The sequence below is a fragment of the Sporosarcina jeotgali genome, from assembly GCF_033304595.1.
Classification (GTDB): Bacteria; Bacillota; Bacilli; order Bacillales_A; family Planococcaceae; genus Sporosarcina; species Sporosarcina jeotgali.
Window position 1 is genome coordinate 1,755,266 of record NZ_CP116341.1, and the last position, 18,321, is coordinate 1,773,586.

Annotated in this window: 20 protein-coding genes and 1 riboswitch; of the genes, 4 read left to right on the top strand and 16 right to left on the bottom strand. The window is 39.8% G+C overall.

Annotation, left to right across the window (positions count from 1 at the left end; all coding sequences use genetic code 11):
- Window positions 1-11: 11 nt before the first annotated feature.
- From PGH26_RS08630 to PGH26_RS08675, 10 genes are all read right to left on the bottom strand, one after another.
- Complete coding sequence (locus PGH26_RS08630; RefSeq protein WP_323690681.1) at window positions 12-338, bottom strand: hypothetical protein; 327 nt, start codon at window positions 336-338, stop codon at window positions 12-14.
- Window positions 339-619: 281 nt separating this feature from the next.
- On the bottom strand, window positions 620-940 hold the full coding sequence (locus PGH26_RS08635; RefSeq protein WP_323690682.1) for a hypothetical protein: 321 nt from the start codon (window positions 938-940) through the stop codon (window positions 620-622).
- A 291-nt stretch (window positions 941-1,231) separates the two neighbouring features.
- Window positions 1,232-1,678 carry a GNAT family N-acetyltransferase gene (locus PGH26_RS08640; RefSeq protein WP_323690683.1) on the bottom strand — a complete coding sequence of 149 codons (447 nt, stop codon included), beginning with the start codon at window positions 1,676-1,678 and terminating at the stop codon, window positions 1,232-1,234.
- Window positions 1,679-1,785: 107 nt separating this feature from the next.
- Window positions 1,786-2,541 (bottom strand): hypothetical protein, encoded by a 756-nt coding sequence (locus PGH26_RS08645; RefSeq protein ID WP_323690684.1) that lies wholly within the window; start codon window positions 2,539-2,541, stop codon window positions 1,786-1,788.
- Between the two features lie 112 nt (window positions 2,542-2,653).
- Window positions 2,654-3,145 (bottom strand): GNAT family N-acetyltransferase, encoded by a 492-nt coding sequence (locus tag PGH26_RS08650; RefSeq protein ID WP_323690685.1) that lies wholly within the window; start codon window positions 3,143-3,145, stop codon window positions 2,654-2,656.
- Window positions 3,146-3,265: 120 nt separating this feature from the next.
- Complete coding sequence (locus PGH26_RS08655) at window positions 3,266-3,430, bottom strand: hypothetical protein (RefSeq protein WP_323690686.1); 165 nt, start codon at window positions 3,428-3,430, stop codon at window positions 3,266-3,268.
- A 1,005-nt stretch (window positions 3,431-4,435) separates the two neighbouring features.
- Window positions 4,436-4,561 (bottom strand): hypothetical protein, encoded by a 126-nt coding sequence (locus tag PGH26_RS08660; RefSeq protein ID WP_323690687.1) that lies wholly within the window; start codon window positions 4,559-4,561, stop codon window positions 4,436-4,438.
- 294 nt (window positions 4,562-4,855) lie between these two features.
- Window positions 4,856-5,539 (bottom strand): DUF3169 family protein, encoded by a 684-nt coding sequence (locus PGH26_RS08665; protein ID WP_323690689.1) that lies wholly within the window; start codon window positions 5,537-5,539, stop codon window positions 4,856-4,858.
- Window positions 5,536-5,742, bottom strand: a complete 207-nt coding sequence (locus PGH26_RS08670; protein WP_191689581.1) for a helix-turn-helix transcriptional regulator — start codon at window positions 5,740-5,742, stop codon at window positions 5,536-5,538. The genes PGH26_RS08665 and PGH26_RS08670 overlap by 4 nt, the downstream gene beginning before the upstream one ends.
- Window positions 5,743-5,950: 208 nt before the next feature.
- A complete protein-coding gene (locus PGH26_RS08675; RefSeq protein WP_323690690.1) occupies window positions 5,951-9,112 on the bottom strand; it encodes an efflux RND transporter permease subunit in 3,162 nt (1,053 codons plus the stop codon).
- A 271-nt stretch (window positions 9,113-9,383) separates the two neighbouring features.
- Between PGH26_RS08675 and PGH26_RS08680 the strand changes: the two genes are divergently transcribed.
- Window positions 9,384-10,268: a TetR/AcrR family transcriptional regulator gene (locus PGH26_RS08680; RefSeq protein ID WP_323690691.1), complete on the top strand. Its 885-nt coding sequence runs from the start codon at window positions 9,384-9,386 to the stop codon at window positions 10,266-10,268.
- A gap of 164 nt (window positions 10,269-10,432) precedes the next feature.
- Here the strand turns inward: PGH26_RS08680 and PGH26_RS08685 are convergent, their stop codons facing one another.
- On the bottom strand, window positions 10,433-11,446 hold the full coding sequence (locus PGH26_RS08685) for an LLM class flavin-dependent oxidoreductase (RefSeq protein ID WP_323690692.1): 1,014 nt from the start codon (window positions 11,444-11,446) through the stop codon (window positions 10,433-10,435).
- Between the two features lie 344 nt (window positions 11,447-11,790).
- Between PGH26_RS08685 and rpmJ the strand changes: the two genes are divergently transcribed.
- A complete protein-coding gene (gene rpmJ, locus PGH26_RS08690; protein WP_323690693.1) occupies window positions 11,791-11,904 on the top strand; it encodes a 50S ribosomal protein L36 in 114 nt (37 codons plus the stop codon).
- A 151-nt stretch (window positions 11,905-12,055) separates the two neighbouring features.
- A complete protein-coding gene (locus tag PGH26_RS08695; protein ID WP_323690694.1) occupies window positions 12,056-12,499 on the top strand; it encodes a carboxymuconolactone decarboxylase family protein in 444 nt (147 codons plus the stop codon).
- 120 nt (window positions 12,500-12,619) lie between these two features.
- Here the strand turns inward: PGH26_RS08695 and PGH26_RS08700 are convergent, their stop codons facing one another.
- The 5 genes from PGH26_RS08700 to PGH26_RS08720 form a co-directional block, all read right to left on the bottom strand.
- Window positions 12,620-14,170, bottom strand: a complete 1,551-nt coding sequence (locus tag PGH26_RS08700) for an FAD-dependent oxidoreductase (protein ID WP_323690695.1) — start codon at window positions 14,168-14,170, stop codon at window positions 12,620-12,622.
- Window positions 14,171-14,347: 177 nt separating this feature from the next.
- Window positions 14,348-14,839 carry an LURP-one-related/scramblase family protein gene (locus PGH26_RS08705; protein ID WP_323690697.1) on the bottom strand — a complete coding sequence of 164 codons (492 nt, stop codon included), beginning with the start codon at window positions 14,837-14,839 and terminating at the stop codon, window positions 14,348-14,350.
- 122 nt (window positions 14,840-14,961) lie between these two features.
- A complete protein-coding gene (locus tag PGH26_RS08710) occupies window positions 14,962-15,759 on the bottom strand; it encodes a hypothetical protein (protein ID WP_323690698.1) in 798 nt (265 codons plus the stop codon).
- A 76-nt stretch (window positions 15,760-15,835) separates the two neighbouring features.
- Window positions 15,836-16,258 carry a DUF1284 domain-containing protein gene (locus tag PGH26_RS08715; RefSeq protein ID WP_323690699.1) on the bottom strand — a complete coding sequence of 141 codons (423 nt, stop codon included), beginning with the start codon at window positions 16,256-16,258 and terminating at the stop codon, window positions 15,836-15,838.
- Between the two features lie 138 nt (window positions 16,259-16,396).
- On the bottom strand, window positions 16,397-16,912 hold the full coding sequence (locus PGH26_RS08720) for a GrpB family protein (protein WP_323690700.1): 516 nt from the start codon (window positions 16,910-16,912) through the stop codon (window positions 16,397-16,399).
- A 178-nt stretch (window positions 16,913-17,090) separates the two neighbouring features.
- Window positions 17,091-17,268: riboswitch (Lysine riboswitch) on the top strand.
- A gap of 119 nt (window positions 17,269-17,387) precedes the next feature.
- Here PGH26_RS08720 and dapA point away from each other — a divergent pair.
- Window positions 17,388-18,272, top strand: a complete 885-nt coding sequence (gene dapA / locus PGH26_RS08725; protein WP_323690701.1) for a 4-hydroxy-tetrahydrodipicolinate synthase — start codon at window positions 17,388-17,390, stop codon at window positions 18,270-18,272.
- The last annotated feature ends 49 nt before the right edge of the window (window positions 18,273-18,321 follow it).

Sequence of the window (18,321 nt, forward strand, 5' to 3'; positions counted from 1 at the left end):
CGTTACTGGATTTACTGTTTTTTTAACTGATTGTATAATAATTGATTGCATAGTTCCGAACAAAGGCCTTGTGTTTTATATCTATTCAACAGGTCATTTACATCAATAAATATTCCATTCTTACGTAGTAAACTTTCAAATTGCATAAATGTTAAATTCGGATCAATTTCGACTTTTTTATCAGGGAATGACTTGTGAACTGTTTGATTAATCTCTGTCAATTTATTACCAAGCATTTTAGCAGTAGATGTATAAGTTAGTATTGTCTCAATAAAATCAATTTCAGTATGAGATAACCCTTGATTTCCCAACCATTCACTAGCAGTTTTGTGCGTCATATCATCGCCCCTTTTTGGGTGTAGGTCTTTATCAATCTGGCCCTATTGTTTAAGATACTTTTTTAGTAGTACTCTTCGTTGCTTGGAGTGCAGGCGCCGACTCCTGTAGGATCAGCGTGAGTCTTGAGACCCCGCAGTGTCGCGACCTTTGCGACCGAGGAGACTCAAGCCACGCCCTCAGGAAAGCGTGCGCAGGAACGCAAAGCAACATTTGATAATGGCCCTATTACGGTATTGGCGTGCTTACTTGTAAAGCAATCGCCCTCAATTCTGGAGTAATTTCACTTCTTTTCTAGAGCCTTAATAAGTCTTACTAGCCAATATAATGCCACCCACGGAAGAATAAACATCGTAGCCCATTCAATTAACCTTGGAACTAAATAGAATCCATTTACTCCTAGAATACCTAGAGCAAACCAAATCCCTGCCACAATCACTAAAGCGATTATTATACTTGTTGTAGTTCCGTCCATTCTTTTTGACCTTTTTGATAATTTCCGAATGGCTAGCACAATTAATGCGATAACAGCTACCAAGATAATTAACTTAATTAACGAGCTCGTTAAGTATTGCAAATTATTATATGATCTGATTTCCTCCAAAAAAACACCCCTAGCAGAATCAAAAGTATAATTCCTTAATCATGGCCTGATTCTTGAATGTATGCTTTATAATAACTACACTCCGTTGCTTGGAGCGGAAGATGGACGACTCCGAAGGGATCAGCGTGCGCCTTGAGACCCCGCAGGGAGCGTTTTTTTGCGACTGAGGAGGCTCAAGCCACGCCCCTCGGAAAGCGTTCCGTCTGGAGCGCAAAGCAACAATTTGCATGCTAAATAATGGTCCGATTTTGGTATGGGCACGATTAATTATTGCATCAATCGCACCCTTGATTATTGAATCGTATATTTAAATATCAGTTCTCCATTTGGATCTTTTTCATTCATAAACACAAAGCCAATATCTTTGTATAAATGATAAGCTACTTTATTCTCCTCAACGATACTCAAATATATCACTTTTATTTCATACTCTTTTCTGACGATATCAATAAGCTTTAACATGGCTTTTTTGCCTAATCCTTTACCCTGAAACTTTTCATCTATTATTATCCGATCAATCCAAGTATCTTTATTTGGACCGAAAGAACCGTACATAGCAAAGCCAATAATATCTTCTTCACTATATATAGCTACTGGATGCCATTGTTGAATTTCTTTGGCTTCGGCTAGACATTCCTCTACTGGTTCAATATATTTCTCTTGTCCCGGTTTGACTCTTATATTTCTAACCATACATTCATTGGTTTCATCAATATCCGTTATATAAATATTGTTCATTTTATTAGTTAAATCTCCTTCACTAATTGCGTTAAATGGCCCGATTGCGATATAGAGAGATCACTTATTTAGTAATTGCCCACGATTACCAACTAGCAAGATATTTATTACTTTTGTTTCTCGATGATTAATTGTCCTTTTTGCTGCTCGACATTGAAAGTGGATTCCTTACTATTCCCCAAATTTGCTGAGACTGTTTTTCCTGAATAGCGTTCATCCGCATAGATAAATACATAACCCTCTTTTTCAAGAATAACGTACCCTTCACGCTCTCCTTCCTGTAATTCCAACAATCCATAACCTGCTCTTGAGTAATTAAATAGAGCAATGGCAGGCTTATCATCAATAGTTAATGCAAAGGCTGTCAGCTCACCATTAATCCATTCATCTATTTTAATTATTTCAGCAAGGTCTTTATTTAACGAATATGGACTTTCGTAAAATGATTGAAGTTCACGCCAAAGTTCATGCTGTGAAGGATATTCGAGATTTGACCAAGTTCCTATTTCTGTTACTTCATCACCATTAACCCGTAAGGTAACACCTATTGTTGGTGTCTCTATATCATTCACATCGAAATTACCAACCGTAAGACCGGCTTCATAATGTTCCTGTCTAATCGTGAATACTCTATCGGGGTAGTTTTCATCAAGATAATCACTTACGATTCCATACGCCTCAGAATGCTTATTCGTTTTCAACGCAGGAAAATAAAGAACGTATCCAATAAATCCTAAGACTAGAATGATCGTAAACGCAATTGCTACTCTCCTTTTCTTCCTAAAAATAAACCAAAGAATTGTTATCGCAATGACTATTGCAACGCCAACCACAAAAAAGTAGATCAGTTCACTTGGACTCATATGAGTTCTCCTAACACGAAAGAAATTCTTATAATAGTCTTCTGAAAATCCGGCCAGTTTGCGAGATAGATGGGATTTTGTATAAAACAAACGATCCCCATTCCAGAACAACTTACAATGACTTTTCCATTTTTATATTTGTTTCAACATATCCTAGTTTTTCATATAAACCTCTTGCCGCTTTGTTATGACCAAAGACGTGAAGCCCTATTTCTTTCAGTCCAAGCTCTCTGGCTTTAAGTTCAATTTGTTTCATTGCTTGTTTTCCATAACCTTTTCCTTGATCGGATTTCCAAATGTTATTTACATAATAATCGTGTATCAAAATACCATTAGGAAGTTCGCAACAATCTTTTCTAATATTACCGAACTTTTCTAATATTACCGAAGGAACTTTTATGAAGATACTCAGTTTGGATTGTCTCCTTTTGGATTCTTCTTCTTTTTGTCCCCAAAGTATGTCCAAAGATGATATGCGGACCAAAATAAAACCCCACTTACAAATATTATTATTGGTCCAACAAATGGCTTTCGCTGAATATACTCCGGAGTGAAAAATGCTAACAATAATAAAATAGTTATGGCTGGTATTAAAAGAATCCAATAACGTTTGTCTTTAAATGTGCTAAAACTACACATAAAATCCCCCTCTCATAACCCATTTTCGTTAGACGATTGAATCACACGATTTATTCAAGAACTGTGACCAGTAATTAAAAGCTCATCATATTTCTTTCCTATCGATCCACTCAAATAAATAATGGAAAGGAAATGCAAGTAAAGAAACTAATATGACTTCTAACCAATCGATTTTCGACCTAAAAATCCATTGTGCAACGATGAGTACTGCAAATAAAAATACGGTAAACTGCGCGCTGGCTTTCATCATTATGAACCTCCATTCTATAAGAATCTGAAATTAGTTTATTTAGGAATAGTTACACACGATGAAACGAGGAATAATAATTAGTTGCTGTGTTTTACTTTCGCGTCAAATAGTATCTTGCGTTAGCGAAAAGGACACCTCCTAAAAGGAAAAGCATGACTATGACCCAACTGGCAATTGCTGAATACTTTCCTTTTAGAATAAACTCACTTATCAAATTCACAGCTACCATTATAGCCATTACAATATACAACCATATTACATACTTCATAATTCACCTCTTAACAGAATTCTTTAATTTGACCATTGAAATGATTGGATACTTTGTTTATACCACTCATGAAACGCCATTGTTATTGGGCTAATATACTTTCATTTTTCAAGACTCTTACTTGAGTTTGTAAAACTTATCATAGCTGAATTCAAAAGCCAAAACATTAAATAAAAAAATGCAATGTTAAAAATTAATCCGAGCCACAAAAAACTGAATCCTCCATTTTCGTATAGGCTCAACCAATCGGCTGGAAACCCTAAAAAGGTTGATCCGCGTTCGATTCTGATTCCAATACCAGGAATAAAGGATGTACCCAGAACACAGACAATACTTAAGATTAAAATATAGTTCATACACTTGTTTCTCATCCCAGAAACCCACTTTCCCTAAATTTTTTCTTCTGAATTTCCTCTGCCATTGGCCATATTGCGGTATTGGGTATTCGGTATTCGGTAGCGGGAACTTGCTTATCAAGCAAATGGTCCCGATTAAGAGATTAATCTTGAGCGGAATGTCTTTTAAGTCTTTTATAAAAAAATATATACTTAAAAGAAACTGCTGTACGCCGATAATTCCTAATATGTTCACCACCGTTACGGAATAGGAACTAACCATATTAATCGCGATAAACAATAGTATTAAGAGAACTTGCGTAGCTCTAAATACTTTTCTTATTACCTCTCCCCTCGCTCTATATAAATACATTACGTTGCTCGAATCGGAAGACGGCCGACTCAGAAGGGATCAGCGAAAGACGTATCGAAGAACGGCTTTTGCGAATAAAGCGCAGCGAGAAGAAGTACGTCTTTGTAATCGACTTGAGATCCAGCACGGATGCCTTCGCTAATTGGTCGGCTCAAGCCACTCCCCATAGAAAACGTTCCGTCTGGAGCGCAAACCAACATTTTGCATACTAAATGGGCTCGTTAGTTGCAGATACTCACAATTCACTTCTTCTATATTGTACCAAACCGCCTTTAAATTGTCTGAATATAAATAAAGAAAAAAATTAAAAAAGAAGTCGATAGAAATCATTTATATTCCCTCCACAAAAAAACACCCAAACCAAGTAATCAATCTGCGTGGTTTGGGGTATCGTGATTTAGTCGGCAAAACATTATATAAAATAATCTATCGTTCCATTCATCTTCAATTCATGATTTATTGCGAATCAGTAAATAGTATTGGGCATTTGCACCAATGATCACAGCACCTATCAAAAATATGGCGAACAATTGAGATGTACCTGTAAAAACAGAGTAGAATATTAGCAGAAACAGCCCTAAGATGAGTGTGGTATTTAGCGTATTAAACGAACGATAGAGTCCCTCCAGCATGACATGGCGTTCACCTTCATCAGATGCCGCCAGCAATTTTTTGCCGTAGTCTTTTTCAGAAATAGATGGCAGCTTCCGATCAGGAAAAAACGAATTGACCAAACTTGTTACAGCCAGTGAAAGAATAAATGCTGCTGTCCCTATGATTATTGAACTCGTTTCAAGCCAAGTTGCCTGTTCCGTAATAATTGAAATCGCAACTGAGGCAATTCCAAATACAACACTGGCAATAACAATCATGTTCGTATCACTAAACTTTTTATAGAGCCATATATCCCGCTCATCTTCCGCATCACCTGATACCGTTGAATTTGCTTTTTTACGCATTTGCAGGATGCTGACTCCTACATACACAAGCAGCAATAATGTTAGTGTTGTTAAAACCACATTCACAGGATATGCAATTGTTAAAAAGTTAAAGTTCAGCTGAACGGAAAGCATTAGATACATGCCAATGAACCCCACCACCGCACCAAGTAACCCATACATAACTAACCTCATTCGATCTCCTCCTCTTCGAATAGAAAAACACTTTCAATCGCTTCATTAAAAATCCTCGCAATTCGTACAGCAATCAGCAAAGATGGGATGAATTCCTCCCGCTCGATTAAACTGATCGTCTGCCGCGATACTTTTGCTCGTTTTGCAAGCTCTGTCTGATTCAGTCCATTCCGTGCACGCAATTCTTTCAAACGTGTTTTCACTGACTTCACCTCTTCCATCAAATTGTAACGTATACATTTCAATTTGACAATTATATTTGTCAAATTGACTATTTTGTTTTTCAATTTATGTCATAAATATAAAGTTTATATTTTCTAAAGGAGCGTTTATACTTCAAGAAACACAAAAAGGCAACTCACCTCTATGGGCCAGTTACCTTTTTGTAGATAGTGATTAAACTAAAGTACTTTAATCCCTAAAGTTATCTTTTACTTTTCTCTTACGCGGTTTCATGAACGTTTCATAAACAATTGGAACAATAACAAGTGTCAATAGTGTTGAACTGGTCAGACCACCGATAACTGTTACACCGAGGCCTTTAGAAATCAGTCCGCCACCGCCGCCTTCAACACCAAGTGCTAATGGGATAAGCGCACCGATTGTAGCGAGAGCTGTCATTAAGATTGGACGAAGACGAGTGGATCCCGCTTCCAAAAGGGCTTCACGTGTTGAAAGGCCTTCCTTCTCTTGATGGATTACTCGGTCGATCAAAACAATCGCGTTCGTTACAACAATACCAATCAGCATCAATGCACCAATCATAGCGGATACATTTATTGGCTCACCGGAAATCCAAAGCGCCACTAAACTGCCGATGATTGTGAATGGCAGTGAGAACAAAATCGCAAGTGGTGCTAATGCGCCGCCAAATGTCACTACAAGGACAAAGTAAACAATCGCTACTGCTGCTAGCATAGCAAGCCCCAACTGGGAGAATGACTCATTGATTTGTTCTGTGACACCTCCGAAGTCCACTTTCACTCCGTTCGGCAAGTCCAGGTCACTGATTTTCTTTTCTACTGAACTTGAAATCGCTGCGACATCTTTACTTGTCACATCAGCCGTAAGGGAGGCATACATTTTGCCATCTCTTCGCTGGATTGTGTCTGGTGTTTTACCTTCTTCGACATCCATTACATCTCCAAGTTTAACAGGGATGCCTAGCGGTGATTGAATGACCTTGTTTTTCAACTCATCGATATTTTTATACTGATCTTCTTTCACTTCGATATATACATTTAACTCTTTTCCATCTTGTTTTACCGTAGTGATTGCAGGCGCTTCACCAGGAGTCATAAGATTCATGCCAACTTGTGCTGCGGTCAATCCCAAGCTGCTCAATTTTTCCTGATTTGCGACAAGCTTGTATTGGTCATATGCTTCTGTAAGGCTGGACTCTGCTTTTTCCAAATCCTTGTTGTCTTCTAAAATAGGCAAGATCTGGTCCGTTGCTTTCTCGATATCTTCCTTATTATCCCCATAGACGTATAATTGTAAGCCGCTGCCGCCCATGCCGCTAAAGTCCATACTCTTCCACTCGCCTTGGGCATTGTCTTTATTTAGCTTGTCAATGACTTTAGATGTTTCATCACCGAAGTTTTTAAAGTCTTTATCGTACTCAATGAAGAACAGCGCAGAATTACTTCCGCCCATTCCCATCATAGCATCCATAGGGCTGCCGCCGCCTAACGAGTACTGATAAGTCGTAACACCTTCATGTTTACTTAAATAATTCTCTGCATCCATCGTAATTTTTTCTACATCTTCTCTTGTTTGGCCCGCTTCCGGACTATAAGTAGCCATGATCATTTTTTCTTCTTCATCAGGCAAGAAGCTAACGCCTATTAATGGAACTAAGAAGAAACTTAGAACAAGGATGACTACAGATCCTCCGAAGGTAATCAGCTTATGATTCAATGTCCATTCCAGAACATGAATATATGCGTTTGCCAGCTTCCCTGGTTTTTCTTTTTCCGCTTTAACTTCTTTTGTTCCAACTAGACTCAATTGCTTTTTATACAACGAATGAGCAAGCATTGGAACAATGGTCACAGCCACAACTAATGAAGCTGCGAGTGCAAATGCGACCGCTAATGCAAACGGCAGGAACATCTGTCCAACCATGCCGCCAACTAACCCGATTGGCAAGAATACGGCGATTGTCACGATTGTAGATGAGAAGATTGGGATAAACATTTGACGCGTCGCTTCGCGTATTAACTCTTTACCGCGTAATTGTTCTCCTGGCAGTGCCATACGTCGATAGATATTTTCCATAACGACGATTGAGTCATCGATTACGCGACCAATCGCAACCGTCAAAGCCCCTAGTGTTAACAGGTTTAACGTAATATCCATCTGATGTAATAGGAATATTGCCATCAATAAAGACAATGGAATGGAAATGATGGAAATCAGGGTTGTTTTAATACTTCTCAAGAACAATAAGATAATCAATACTGCAAAAATGATCCCGAACAATGCTTTACTAAGCATCGTACTTACTGCACTTTCGATTGGCTCCCCTTGGTCCAGCGTAGTAATGATTTTTAAATCCAAGTCTTTTTCAAAAGCAGAAATTTTATCTTTCACATCGTTGACCACTTCGACAGTATTGCCGTCAGCTGCTTTTACAATTTGAATCCCGATGGAGTCTTCCCCGTTCGTTCTAGAAATCGATTCAGCTTCACTTACTACTTTAATATCAGCTAAATCTCCTAATTGAACAGAAGAAATTTCTGCCGGAGTTTGTGCTTGTGGATTCCCTTGCTGTGTTTGTGCACCTGGATTCCCTTGTTGCGCTTGACTCATTTCACCTGCTTGAGCCGGCATGGCAGGAATCTTTAATTTTTTCAAATCGTCCACACTGGCGATATTTCCGTCAATGATCAGATTCTTCACTTTGCCATCAAAATCAGTTAAACCTAACGGGAATGTAATATCTGATCCTTGTATGATTTGCTGAATTGTATCTTGTGATAATCCGTATTTCTTTAACTCTTCATCCTTAAAGTCAATAGTAACTTTTTTCAATTGCTGCCCAGTAATTTGGACATCTGCTACTCCCTCGATACCTTCTAATTCAGAAAGGACGTCTTTTTCGACTACTGTCGTCATTTCTTCTGCAGTCCGTTTGTTATCACTTACACTCAATGTTAGAACCGGGAGTGCATCGAAACTCAGTCGTGAAACTTGTGGTTCTATAACACCATCTGGTAACGAAAGAGACGTCAAGGCTTCTTTTATTTCCTCAGTCGCTTTATCCATATCTGTATCGAAATCAAATTGAACTTGAATAGAGGATGCATTAGCTAAAGAAGAAGAGCTAACCAGTTCTACACCATTCAAGTTTTGAATCCGTTGCTCAATTGGAACCGTAACTTTTTCCGCGACCTCATCTGGAGCTGCCCCTGGATAGGTAGTCAGAACGGTTACATTTGGTAACGTAATCGTCGGCATCGTTTCCTGTTTCATATTGAAACCGGAATACAATCCAGCAACTACAACCATAATTGTCAGTATCCACACTGCGAACTTATTGTTCAGTGCGAAATTGGTGATTTTCTTCAACTCATACACTCCCCGTATTGATGATTCTTTCTCTCATTGACCATGCAGTCACGATGTACTAAACTATAAATGACCAGTCAGTCAAATGCAAGATTTAATGCATTCCAGTCTAGCTTCTATATTGTAAGAATGATAATTACAATCGGAATGACTACTTGGTCATGCGTACCAGCAATTACAAATGCTACTCACCCTTATGTTGACAATATGTGACTGCTTGGTAAACTGAATGGTAATACATAAAAATATGCACGATGAAAAGGTGAGACTGATGAAAGCACGAAAACAAAAAGAAATCATTGAGTCAGCCATCAAATTATTTGCAGAAAATGGCTTTACGAATACATCCATTCAGGAGATTGTAAATGATTGCGGCATTTCTAAAGGTGCATTCTACAATTACTTTCCTTCCAAAGAAGCGCTGCACATCGCCATTTTTGAATATTACTTCGAACAGATGAGAACCAGAACTCACGAAATCGATAACGAACAGTTACCTCCCCGTGAAAAACTTACAAAACTGTTAAGCGTTCCATTTGAACAACTGACGCAGCAGAAGGACTTTTTCATGGTGTATATGCGCGAACAAAGCTTTTCGATCAATAAAGAACTCCGACAGGTTATGGAAAAAACCCAATTCGAAATGCTGGCTTGGTATCAAAATAACTTGAAAGAAGTTTACGGAGAGAAAATCGCTGACTATACCGGTGATATTATAATGTTAATTGAAGGAATTAGAAGCAGTTATTTAGTAGCCATCCTAATTCAAGATTTACAGATTGATGCAGCGCTAGTACCGACTTTCATTATGAATCGCATTGACGATATGGTTGACTCTTTTGAAAAAGGAGAAGAGCCCATCATGAAACGAAATTTATTGAACATTTTCACCCAAAATTCATTGGACACGTTATCTATCAGCGAAAAAGTGTCGTCGTTACTTGAAGACATGCACGAACAGCTTGAAGTCATGAATTTTAGTGATGAACAAAAGGAGGGACTGACGGGGGTCATCGACTTCCTAAATCGCGAGCTTGAAAAACCTGCGATTGAAAAATATACGTTCCAGGGGATGCTTGCTAATTTAAAAACGGTTAAAGAATTTGATATCTATCGAGAAAAAATCGCTAACTTGTTAGGACTTCAACTTTTATAACACTTGTAAAATCGCACTTGGTTTACATCCAGTTCCCCACTTTATTCAAAATTAGTAATCAGCAGCAACAAAAGCCGCCAGCCCTCCGTTATTTAAAGGAGGCTGGCGGCTTTTGTTATTTAGCAACTCACTTATTACGAATCTGCCAAAAGAATAGCAGGAAGTTAATCCATCATATCTGCAATGATTTCAAACGAACGCAAGCGATCCTTTTGGTGGAATACAGGCGAACTGATAATGAATTCATTCGCTTTTGTCTGATTCAAAAATGCTTCCAGTTTACGTTTCACCGTTTCAGGACTTCCAACAATTGTTGCTGGTGAATCGAGCATATTGGCAGCTGAAACTTTTTCACTTGGTGACCACACCGCGTCCGGATCATCTAAAGGCGGCTTGAATTGTGTCGGCATGCCACGGTGAAGACTTAAGAATTGCTGTTGGAAAGAAGTTGCAAGCCATAGAGCTCGCTCGTCTGTATCAGCTGCAACAATACTGACTCCTAACATCGCATATGGATCTTGAAGATGCTTCGACGGTTTGAAGTTCTGATGATACAGCTGTAATGCCTGCATCACATAAGCAGGTGCAAAGTGGCTGGCGAACGAAAAAGGCAAACCTTGCTGCGCAGCAAGCTGAGCGCTAAAGCCTGATGAACCAAGCAGCCAAATCGGAATGTCTTGACCTTCACCTGGAAATGCACGGACACGGGCATTTGGCTGCGGATCGAAATACGAACGCAACTCCTCCACTTGCTGCGGGAAGTCTTCCCCGCTGCTATGCAATGTCCGTCGAAGCGCATATGCTGTTGCCTGGTCACTTCCCGGTGCTCGGCCCAGCCCTAAGTCAATGCGTCCAGGGTAAAGTGCGTCAAGTGTTCCGAACTGTTCAGCAATCACGAGCGGTGCATGGTTTGGCAGCATAACGCCACCCGAGCCAACTCGCATACGCTCTGTTGCTCCGGCAATATGACCAATCAAAACAGACGTCGCAGAGCTGCCTACACCCGGCATATTGTGATGCTCTGCCAGCCAGTAACGATTGAAACCTAAACCTTCGGCGTGCTGTGCCAGTTCCACACTATTTTTAAAAGTCTCAGTAGGACTCCCGCCTTCGTTGATGGGCGCGAGATCTAATACGGATAATGGTATTCCATTGAATGTTTTTGTTGTTAAAGTCAATTTCAACACTCCTTATCGCTTGTTTTATGAATTCGCTCACAAGCTTACTTTTAGTAACCTATGGTTAAAATTACTATAGTCAAGGCTGGAAATCAACTTTATTGTTCCATACAACAGACAAGTGTATTTCAAAAAGTGATCTGCCTGCTTAATTCCGAGAAATTTAAATGTTCATCGAAACTGCCGCTTTTCAAATTCGGGATATTCGTTAGAAACTGCGGGATTAGTTACCAGCAATTTTAATGGATTCCAAGGGCATAATACTTCATATATAAAGAAAAATTGTTGAATATCTTTTTTAAGAACCGGAATAATAATAATTTCATTAAAAGGAGTTGAATTATATGAAAGTACGTCCTTCAGTTAAACCGATTTGTGAAAAGTGCAAGATAATTCGAAGACGAGGAAAAGTGATGGTCATCTGTGAAAATCAGAAACATAAACAAAGACAAGGATAATGCATCAGACTAATCAACTGAAATCGGCATATCAGGACAAATAAACCTTTTGGTTCAGCCAGATTTCATGAATATCCCGGTTTAAATTAGAGATCTCTATTATCCCTTCAAGGTATAATGGCAGTATCTTAGATAAAAGGGGTTTTGCGCAATGGAACCAAGAGTTTCTCATTTTGACCAAGCACCGGACGGCATGTCAATTATGTTAGAAATGGAGAAGTATATTAAAACCACAGCAATCGAACAAAGTTTGCAGGAGCTCATCAAAATTCGAGCTTCCCAAATTAACGGATGTGCGTACTGTTTAAATATGCATACTGCCGATGCTCGTAAAATCGGCGAAGCTGAACAAAGGATATCTTGTATTAGCGCATGGGATGACTGCGATTTTTACACAGAATCTGAAAGGGCAGCGTTAGAACTAACAGAACATGTGACGCTAGTCTCTGCTAAACGCGTTCCAGATGACCTTTACAAAAAAGTACGATTACATTTTAATGAAAAACAATATGTTGATTTGATTCTAATTATCAACCAGATTAACAATTGGAATCGAATTTCTATCGCAATGGGAATTCGTTCATCCGAAAAATAATTCTACAAATCGAGCAAAGTTACTGCTCGATTTTTTCATGAAAATTCACTGTATTTGTGCTTCTAAGTCAAGATTATCAGCAACTTCGGCAATTCTCTCCAGTCAGTATCCTGAATCTTCTTAGGTGAGATTATCAATCATTTTATAATCGTATTTTTGCAATGGTTTTTCAGCCGGCCCCTCAATTACCTCTCCGGTATACGAAAACCGGGAGCCGTGACATGGACAGTCCCAGGTCCGTTCTCCGTTATTCCATGCCACCTCACACCCTATATGCGTACAAGTTGTATCGACGATGTGAACCTTCCCTTCGTCATCTTTAAAGGCGCCTTTTCGATGGCCATCCAATGTAATGACCGCACCCTCTCCTTTAGATAAGTCTTCAGGCTTGGTCTTCGGCGTTTCAAGCTTTCCTTTAATAAGCTGTCCGACTACGTTTGCATTTTCAACTACAAAGTTTTTCACACTTGGGTGGACATTGAATCTTGAAGGTGTATAGAGATCTGCATACGGATTTTCTTTGCCTAGAACCATATCCCGGAATAACAAACCCGCAGCTGTTCCATTCGACATTCCCCATTTTCGGAATCCTGTCGCTATCAGGACATTTGGGTTTCCAGCTGTTAACTCACCGATATAAGGCAAATTATCCAATGACACTAAGTCTTGTGCCGACCAGCGATATCTCACTTCTTCCAGTTCGAAGACATCTTCCCCAAACGTCTCCAAAGCCTTATAATGATCCATCGTTTCAATCCCTTGGCCCGTTTTATGGTCTTCTCCCACAATCAGGACCAGCTCTTCATCATTTGCAGTTACGGAACGAAGTGAACGCGCAGGTTTATCCGCACTAATATAAATTCCACCCGGAAATTCCTTCTTCGTCTTAACGGCTAAAGCGTATGAACGATTTGCATACAACCTGGTTGAGTAAAGTCCTGTGCCTTCATAAAAAGGAAAATGGGAACAAATAAGGACGTGTTTTGCTGTTATGCGTTTATCCTCAGTCGTTAGAACAGACGGATTAACCCCAGTTTCTATATTCACTGCCGTTGTCTGTTCAAAAATCTGACCGCCCTTATCTGTGATGTGCTGGATAAGATGAACCAAGTACTTAGTCGGATGAAACTGGGCTTGGTTTTTCATAACAAGTGCATTTTGGATTTCGATAGGAAATGGAATCGAATCCACCAATTCCCCATCGATTCCTAACGTCTTATACGCCTCTGCTTCTTTTTCTATCTTCTTCGCGTATTTCTCTGTAGTAGAGTAGATGTACGCATCTTCGGGGCTAAATTCACATTCGATAGAATGCCTGTCCACCGTTTCTTTCATAAACTTCAGTGCTTCAGAATTCGCTTGATAATACAATCCTGCCTTTTCTCTTCCAAGGCTATGAATGAATTCAGCATAAATTAAGTCATGCTGAGCGGTGATTTTAGCAGTCGTATGCCCCGTGGTTCCATTCAATACTTCATCTGAATCGATGACAGCCACTTTCAAGCCCTCATTTGCTAACAAATAAGCGGAAGTGATTCCCGTTATACCTGCTCCTACAATTACTGCATCCACATCCATATCCTGTTCCAACTTCGGAAACTTAGGGAACTCTATATTTGTACGCCAATACGATAACGATTCCTTAGGCAGCTTTTCTTCATGATGGGTCATTTTTAGTCCTCCATTCAATTCCTGATTCGTATGAAGGATTCCCTATCTGTTTGCAGGTTATACAGATATAAAAAGCCTAATCCTGTTAATCGAAAGTGGAATAAGGCAAAGAGTGCATAAGAAAATCGCTCCGGGGTTTACACATTCCAGGGTATCCTTGAATAGCTAAATTGCTTCTTACATAACCGTTGCTGCACCGGATTGGTCAGCTTGCACACAGTCAATCGCAACAACTAGCGCAACTAGCAAGGTTTCCATCTCTTCGTTAACTACTTGGATCCGATAACTGTCACCGAACTCGAACCATTTCTTCTCAACCCGGCCGACAACTTCACCATACTGCAACACTTCAAAATCCATATCCCACCAATTTCCGCTTACTTCAATATCTGCTGCTTGAATCGTATATCGAGCCTTGAGAAATGTGAATTGCTTTTGAATCGTCACCAATTCCTGACCTGCAACCTCCACAAAAAATGTCGGCAGGAAACTGAATATCTTTTTAGTGATCACTGCAACTTCATGTCCTGGTATATCTAGAATTGAATACGTTTTGGGAACTTGCATAAAACTGCCTTCAACTCGGTATACATCGTTTTCATTAGAATCTTTCACCGCAAATTTCCCGCTCATACTGAACATTTTTTGCTTCATATACAATTCCTTCATGAGAAACCCTCCCTAGTTTTAAAACAAACCTGCAAATGTCGTTGTATTCTTCTAAAGATGTGTTTTAGATACTGTATTTACGGTAAATCCTTCAGAAGGTTTTACTTGCCAAGTAGCACTATTTAATAGCCCGGACAATAAAAATCATCCGCGGAAACCGAGTATTCCTTATAAATATCTTTAAAAAGCGCATCACAAATAAGCTGTTTCAAGACACCGCTGAAGTATCCTGGCATACTGCGGATGTTTTTTGTTTTAGCAGCCATGACCGTTATATGAGTCGCTTGATAGGATAGATCGTCAAATAATTCTTCTTTACCTTTGTGAATATCGAACTTCAGCATTTTTCCAGAGAGGGACTTATGGATTCCAAAAAACTCTCTGGCTTTCGATACATCCCCGCTGAACGACAATAATGATTTCATCTTCCCGAATAATGTAGTGGGATACTTTTCTGCCGCAGGCTGAGACGTCTTTATAAGATCTTTAAGATTTTTAGATTTATAGAAAGAAGGTTCATTTCCGATTTCCGGCTCCGAAACCTTTGTTCCATCAGCTTCTTTCAAGATTGCTCCACTGCTCGTTTTCCCCTGCTCATTTACAGGCAAAATCAGATAAATATTAGCACCAAGTCCACTCATAATAGGTCGTACATATTGGATTCGTTGAATAATCTGGAGTCTCTCCAACTTACAAAGTGTACGCCGTATTGTAGAATTGGACTTCCCCAATTTCTTCTCAATTGTTTCATGTTTCAAATGCGCGGCTAAATATTTTACGGAGTAGCATCGAATCATTTCAAGAACGGCTCGATCCGTTTTGTTCAACTGGGACCAGTGGATATCCAAATGTTTGCGTGCTGCGGTGTCCATTTCTTCTTTCGAACTGAATTTCGCATATCGAGATAGGTAGTGTGTCATTTTAAAATCCCCCTTTCTCTCTATATAGAGTCGGAGGATCAAAAAGTAGACAGGGGTCCTGCTATTTTGGCAAAGCTTATTTCTGTTCCACTTCCAGCAATCCTTGAGCTTCGATTACTCGCTCTACTCCTTGTTCACAAAAGCCATAAGAACGCCAGGAACAGCTTTCGCAGACAACCGCAATATCGGATGCTTCCACATTTACACGAATCCGCCGTTCAACTTCCCGCCAAGGCAGCACATCGCTGTATTTGAGCCCTAAGCGTTTCACAATTTCTTTATCTCTGCTAAAAATTCCTTTATCTTCACAATGGTATGGCTGGTCGTCCGGAAACTTTGCACACAAGTGGTCAGGACCTTTGATAATTTGAATTAACGTATCTGGTTGTTCGCGCAATAAAGTATGAATTTCCGTCATATTTGCAACATATTCTTCCGAGTATCCCATTCCCCGATACCCAAGCAAGCAAAAAATATGATGGCCTCTTAATTTGATCAATAGAGTACTCTCCTTTGGCTGCTGCTTTTTTGAATCGATCTTTTGATTTTTGTTACCTCTATAGTATCATCCGTTATAAAGTTAGAAAGCTTTTAGACATATAAAAAAAGAAGGGAAAAATCCCCTCTCCCAGTGACTTCATTCAGTTTCATACCACGATAATGCTTTCTCTTCTAAATTCTTTATAAACGAACTTTTCCCTTCGACGTAAGATGAACTATCGTTTGGATATTTATTAGCCAAGCTTGCCTTTAATTCACCATATCGTCTTGCCTCATCAGGATGGGTTCTCAAAAAGTTTTTAACCGCTAAGTGCCGATCCACATTGTACGTATCATCTGCTTGATAAAATTGAACTTGATGGGTCCGTGCATCGCCGCCCTTACGAAAATAACGTCTTCTCGGTGTTCCAAACTCACCAAGCGCCTCGTATCCCATGTCTTCCATCTGTTCATTCCTAAATTCAACTTTCTGGATATCGCGGACGACAGGCATCATATCGAGAATTGGTTTCGCTTGTAATCCAGGAACAGAAGTACTGCCAATGTGATGAATATCTACAAGCTCTTCACCAAATAGTTCTTTGATTTTTTTGGCTTCTTCTTGAAACAACTGATCCCATTCAGAGTCATGATCAACTACTATGACTCTCATATGTCCACCACTTCCTTTCAGGTTTTTAGTGATTTAACAAGGAGTTAATTATTTTCATGTTATCACACTATTTAAAAATGAATACAACGGCGATAGAAGTTCATAAACATAGTTGCATTTTTATTCGATAGAGTGTAAACTGTATGTAATTAAACATTCACTTATTTCGAAATTTTGAAGTAAGGATAGAGGCGCAAAAACCATTAGTACACACTCTGAGGATGATGAGATCCGCTGAAGTTTGTGAAAAGGGGGATTTGCCGAAGTGGAGAGATTCTCATTATCTCAAAGCTGGTTCTGGGCTGAACAAGTGCAGAACTGTCATATAGGAAACTATATGGAGGGCTATCTGATGCAGAGAAATAATTTATTATTTCCAAGCAGCAGCGTTCTCTCGCTGGTGCTTTTTGCGTTTCAGGATACACTGCCTTCCACCTCTATGTTTTGAACAAAAACAAAAGGAGATGGAGAACAGATGAATTTTGGACAACTGATTACTGCTATGGTGACACCATTTGACGAGCAAGGTGAAATTGACTTTCCCGCTGCCCGGAACTTGATCAATCATTTAATTGAAAACGGATCGGATGCCCTGGTGGTTGCAGGGACAACAGGAGAGTCCCCGACGTTAACAAACGAAGAAAAAGTGAATTTATTTGAATTTACGGTGCAAGTTGCAGGTGGCCGTTTCCCTGTCATTGCAGGCACAGGATCTAATAATACGAGGGAATCGATCCAGCTGACGCAGCAGGCTGAAGCCGCTGGAGTGGATGGAATCATGCTTGTCACTCCCTATTACAACAAGCCGAGCCAAGAAGGAATGTATCAGCATTTCAAGACTATTGCCCAAGCTTCTTCACTGCCAATTATGCTTTATAACATACCGGGCCGCAGTTCAGTTAATATGAGTCCTGACACAATTATCCGCCTTGCTGACATTCCTAATATCGTAGCTGTCAAAGAAGCGAGCGGCGACTTGGATGCGATGGCAGACATCATCGAACATACACCTGCAGACTTTGCACTTTATAGCGGTGACGATGGACTTACGCTTCCTGTCCTATCCATTGGCGGAGCTGGGGTCGTGTCTGTATCCGCACATATTATAGGACCTGAGATGAAAACGATGATGAGTCATTTCAATAGCGGCCGCATTCGAGAAGCGTCCACCTTGCATCGCCGGATGCTGCCCATTATGAAAGAACTGTTCGCTGCACCGAACCCTTCACCTGTGAAAGCTGCATTGAATTTGGAAGGCGTCGCAGTAGGCGGCGTGCGATTACCTATGCTTCCTTTAACAGACGTTCAGCTGAGTTCATTGAATCGTGTATTGCATGGGCAAGATACAATTCTAATTTAACTGTGTAAACGAGCAGCCCATTCCGAATTGGAATGGGCTGTACTCATTT